6 protein-coding genes, 2 tRNA genes and 2 pseudogenes are annotated in these 3,076 nt (G+C 61.0%); 5 read left to right on the forward strand and 5 right to left on the reverse strand.

Annotated elements, in window-relative coordinates; translation table 11 throughout:
- A pseudogene (locus EN943_RS36300) lies at positions 1–202 on the forward strand (hypothetical protein); the annotation flags it as partial.
- 15 nt (positions 203–217) lie between these two features.
- On the opposite strand, the gene EN943_RS36305 reads toward EN943_RS36300, so the two are convergent.
- Positions 218–499 carry a hypothetical protein gene (locus tag EN943_RS36305; RefSeq protein WP_127416537.1) on the reverse strand — a complete coding sequence of 94 codons (282 nt, stop codon included), beginning with the start codon at positions 497–499 and terminating at the stop codon, positions 218–220.
- Between the two features lie 95 nt (positions 500–594).
- Positions 595–671, reverse strand: a tRNA-Pro gene (locus EN943_RS36310).
- Positions 672–811: 140 nt separating this feature from the next.
- Between EN943_RS36310 and EN943_RS36315 the strand changes: the two genes are divergently transcribed.
- Together EN943_RS36315 and EN943_RS36320 are read left to right on the forward strand one after the other, a co-directional pair.
- Positions 812–1,117 (forward strand): ETC complex I subunit, encoded by a 306-nt coding sequence (locus tag EN943_RS36315; RefSeq protein ID WP_127260675.1) that lies wholly within the window; start codon positions 812–814, stop codon positions 1,115–1,117.
- A 47-nt stretch (positions 1,118–1,164) separates the two neighbouring features.
- Positions 1,165–1,241 (forward strand) — tRNA-Arg (locus EN943_RS36320).
- An 86-nt stretch (positions 1,242–1,327) separates the two neighbouring features.
- Here the strand turns inward: EN943_RS36320 and EN943_RS36325 are convergent.
- The 3 genes from EN943_RS36325 to EN943_RS36335 are packed head-to-tail and all read right to left on the reverse strand — an operon-like array spanning position 1,328 to position 2,206.
- Positions 1,328–1,606, reverse strand: coding sequence for a hypothetical protein (locus EN943_RS36325; RefSeq protein WP_127416538.1), 279 nt, complete (start codon positions 1,604–1,606; stop codon positions 1,328–1,330).
- Between the two features lie 40 nt (positions 1,607–1,646).
- Positions 1,647–1,928: a helix-turn-helix transcriptional regulator gene (locus EN943_RS36330; RefSeq protein WP_127416539.1), complete on the reverse strand. Its 282-nt coding sequence runs from the start codon at positions 1,926–1,928 to the stop codon at positions 1,647–1,649.
- On the reverse strand, positions 1,925–2,206 hold the full coding sequence (locus EN943_RS36335; protein ID WP_164778583.1) for a hypothetical protein: 282 nt from the start codon (positions 2,204–2,206) through the stop codon (positions 1,925–1,927). Before EN943_RS36335 ends, EN943_RS36330 begins: the two co-directional genes overlap by 4 nt.
- A 210-nt stretch (positions 2,207–2,416) precedes the next feature.
- On the opposite strand from EN943_RS36335, the gene EN943_RS36340 reads away from it, so the two are divergent.
- The gene (locus EN943_RS36340; RefSeq protein WP_127416540.1) at positions 2,417–2,638 is read left to right on the forward strand and encodes a hypothetical protein; all 222 of its coding nucleotides are present in this window, start codon (positions 2,417–2,419) and stop codon (positions 2,636–2,638) included.
- A 258-nt stretch (positions 2,639–2,896) separates the two neighbouring features.
- A pseudogene (locus EN943_RS36345) lies at positions 2,897–3,076 on the forward strand (GGDEF domain-containing protein); the annotation flags it as partial.

A 3,076-nucleotide genomic window follows, 5' to 3' on the forward strand; every position in this document is an offset into this window, starting at 1 on the left:
GTTCGCCGACCGTCAGATCGAGGTCGAACCGCATGTCGTGCAGTATCTGGTCCGCCGCATCGAGCGCTCGCTGGCGACAGCGATGCGCGTGGTGGAGCGGCTCGACCGGACCGCGCTCGAACGCAAGACGCCGATCACCAGGGCGCTGGCAGCCGAAACCGTCAACGCCATGGATGAAGGGCAGGGCGAATTCGAGATTTAGCCTGAGAGGCCGGTCTCAGAGCCACATTCTGGCGAAATGACGGGCCGCGAGGTAGACGGCAGAGTGAGCGGCGATATAGCCGGCGGCGACCAGCACAAACATTCCGATACTGACACGCCAGGAGCGGGAGACCACGGCGCCCGGGGCCTGCCTCGCCTGTCTGCGGCTTTCACGGTTGTTCCACATCGCCAGTGCGGCGCAAGCAATTGCCCACGTCACCATGAACGGAACGGTGATGCCGGCATAGGCAAAGTAGGCCGGTCCGAAAAGCGACACCCAGGCATCGATTCCAAGCATCTGAACCCCCTGTTTGCCGAACCGGCCCGCGGCCGCCGGATGGAAACGGAGCAAATGACCAAATGGCTGCGCCGGGCATTGGGCATTTGAGGGGATGGTCGGAGTGGAGAGATTCGAACTCCCGACCCTCTGGTCCCAAACCAGATGCGCTACCAGGCTGCGCTACACTCCGAACGGTCTGTTGCCTATTCATTTCGGTGTTGCATGGCAAGAGCAAAAACCTGCAAGAGCAAAAACCTTGCCGCCGTGCGCATTGCGCAGTAATGACGGGCGAAGGGTGGCGATGCTGCCTTGCACAAGAACGAGGTGGCCATGTCCGCGCGCATTTTCAGCCCAGCCAAAACCGCGATGCAGTCCGGCAAGGCCAAGACCGGCCACTGGGTGCTGGAATTCGATCCCGAGTCGCGCAAGAAGATCGACCCGCTGATGGGCTATACGACGTCGGCAGACATGAGAAGCCAGATCAGGCTCAGCTTCGACACGCGCGAAGAGGCGGTCGCCTACGCCGAAAAGCAAGGGCTCGCTTTCCGCGTCGAAGAGCCGAAAGAGACCAAGCGCCGCCAGATTTCCTATGCGGAAAATTTCCGCTATGACCGCAGGACGCCCTGGACGCATTGAACGGCGCCCGGCGCCAGAATATCCAGCCGGCCCGCCGGCCGGCCAGCGGTCCCGTAGCTCAGCTGGATAGAGCACCGGCCTTCTAAGCCGATGGTCACAGGTTCGAATCCTGTCGGGATCGCCAAAGCCTTTCGCGTCCGTCCGGACACTTAGGTCACGGTTTAGACCGGAGACATGGGCTTTCAGAGAGCGGCATCAGGCCTCGTGCGCTCAAACCGCCGCCGCCAGAAGCAGCGTTACCCCCAGGACCGTCGACGCATAGATCGTCGCCAGAAGCACGATCGGCCGAGGATATTCGGCGGGTGTTGCGAGGCCGGCAAAGTCGGGACCTCGTGATGTTTCGGTGCCAGGCCACGGGACGTCGGCGGCGGCGGGAGCGTTGTCATTGCAAGCGCGCACAGACAGACGCTGGAATATATCGGCGGCGATCAGAGGATCGTCCGCCACCAATTTCGACCAGTCAGAAACTATGCCGGTTTCATGTTGCATAGCGTGCCTCCCGTTTGGAGGCCTAACAGAGATATCTAAATTATGTTCCACTAATAGTTTCGCGAGGCGGACCGCTCTTGGTCACCGCGGCCTTCTGATCGATGAAAACCACGCCCGCGGCCTCTAACCCTCGACGAATGGCAGCCAGCTTGGCTGGACTGGGAATCCTTCGCCCGCTCTCAAAACTGCCAATCGTTCCTTCGCTAAGGCCGCACTTCGCGGCGAGTCGCACCTGCGACCACTTCAGGATCGCTCGTGCAGATCTGCACTGCTGGGGTGTAAGGGGTTGTATCCCTGAGACGGTGGCGCTTCGCTTGTTCACATCCCGAGCCCCCTTCGCTCCCGCGGAACGTGGCTTTGCACCACGCGCACCTTGTCCGGATTCACCGTGACCATAGTCCCCAGCGACACCGTGACCTTGTCGCCGTCGATCCGCGTAACGTCGCCGGACAATTCCGTCGCCTGGCCCCTGGTCAGCCTGGTCGCCGGATCAATGACCGAATGCGGAAGACCGGGGATCGACACGCTGACGCGATCCTCCGTGACGCGCTTCAGCACCGTCGCCATGACCGCCACCTCGTCGCCGACTTTTATTGCCATGCTCTGATTCTGGGGCGGCATCTGCCGGCGTCAAGGATTAGCTGGGTCTGATATAGAAAAGTCGCGGGCGTGGCTCGGCGCCAGCGTATTATTTCGTTACTCGGCCTTTTCGGAACCTTCCCGCGCACGGCGCGTTCGGCCCGCTCTATTCGCGGACCCTTATAAAAGTGGACAGGCGGGAGGCAAACAAGGGTGGGGAGGAGTGTTGCCATGTCGAAGCGAGAAATAGGGATATCTTCGGCCCTCGATCGGCGCATCGCCGATCTCAAGGCCAGGATGCAGGACGCCCGGATCACGGAATACGAAATGAAGACCTTTCAAAAAGTGGCTTCAGCCATGGGAGGCGACGGAGGCTCTCTGCGTCTCGATGCCGACGACCTGATCGCGGCATCCTTTGTCGTCGATGCGCTGGGTGAATCGACGCTCAACTGACGACGGGCGATCTGGCTCGCGCGCCGTTTTGCCCTTGCCCGGCCGGCAATTGGCCCACGCCTTCAAGCTCTGAAACAGGATGGCTGCTTTCCAGCGGCCGTCCTGTGGTGTCTGCGCAAGCGTCTGTCGCAAGTCATCGATAGGTGCTGGCTGGCCGGTGGTTTGATTCCGCCGCCCGACATCGAATTGGAGGGAAAGTCTTATCACTTTGTTTGGGTTGGTGCGTCATAGTAGCGACGGCTAACGGAGTTGGACGCGATGAAGCTCGATCTGTCGCCGACGAGCTGGGGCAGGGTGATCGCTGTCACGGCAGTCGGTACGGCATTCTTCATTGCCGTGGCGTTCTTCGTCGATTCCTTCAATTTTCCCTATCTTTCGCCCGAGGCCGTGTGGCGGGCGCAGATGACCGACTTGATGCTGCCTTTGGTGCTGGGCGGC

This window comes from Mesorhizobium sp. M7A.F.Ca.US.006.01.1.1, from assembly GCF_003997935.1.
Classification (GTDB): Bacteria; Pseudomonadota; Alphaproteobacteria; order Rhizobiales; family Rhizobiaceae; genus Mesorhizobium.

Bases quoted from the DNA above. Each gene is read 5' to 3' on its own strand.
- EN943_RS36335 (WP_164778583.1), bottom strand. From the start codon at position 2,206: ATGGCAATAAAAGTCGGCGACGAGGTGGCGGTCATGGCGACGGTGCTG.
- EN943_RS36340 (WP_127416540.1), top strand. From the start codon at position 2,417: ATGTCGAAGCGAGAAATAGGGATATCTTCGGCCCTCGATCGGCGCATC.
- EN943_RS36315 (WP_127260675.1), top strand. From the start codon at position 812: ATGTCCGCGCGCATTTTCAGCCCAGCCAAAACCGCGATGCAGTCCGGC.
- EN943_RS36325 (WP_127416538.1), bottom strand. From the start codon at position 1,606: ATGCAACATGAAACCGGCATAGTTTCTGACTGGTCGAAATTGGTGGCG.
- EN943_RS36305 (WP_127416537.1), bottom strand. From the start codon at position 499: ATGCTTGGAATCGATGCCTGGGTGTCGCTTTTCGGACCGGCCTACTTT.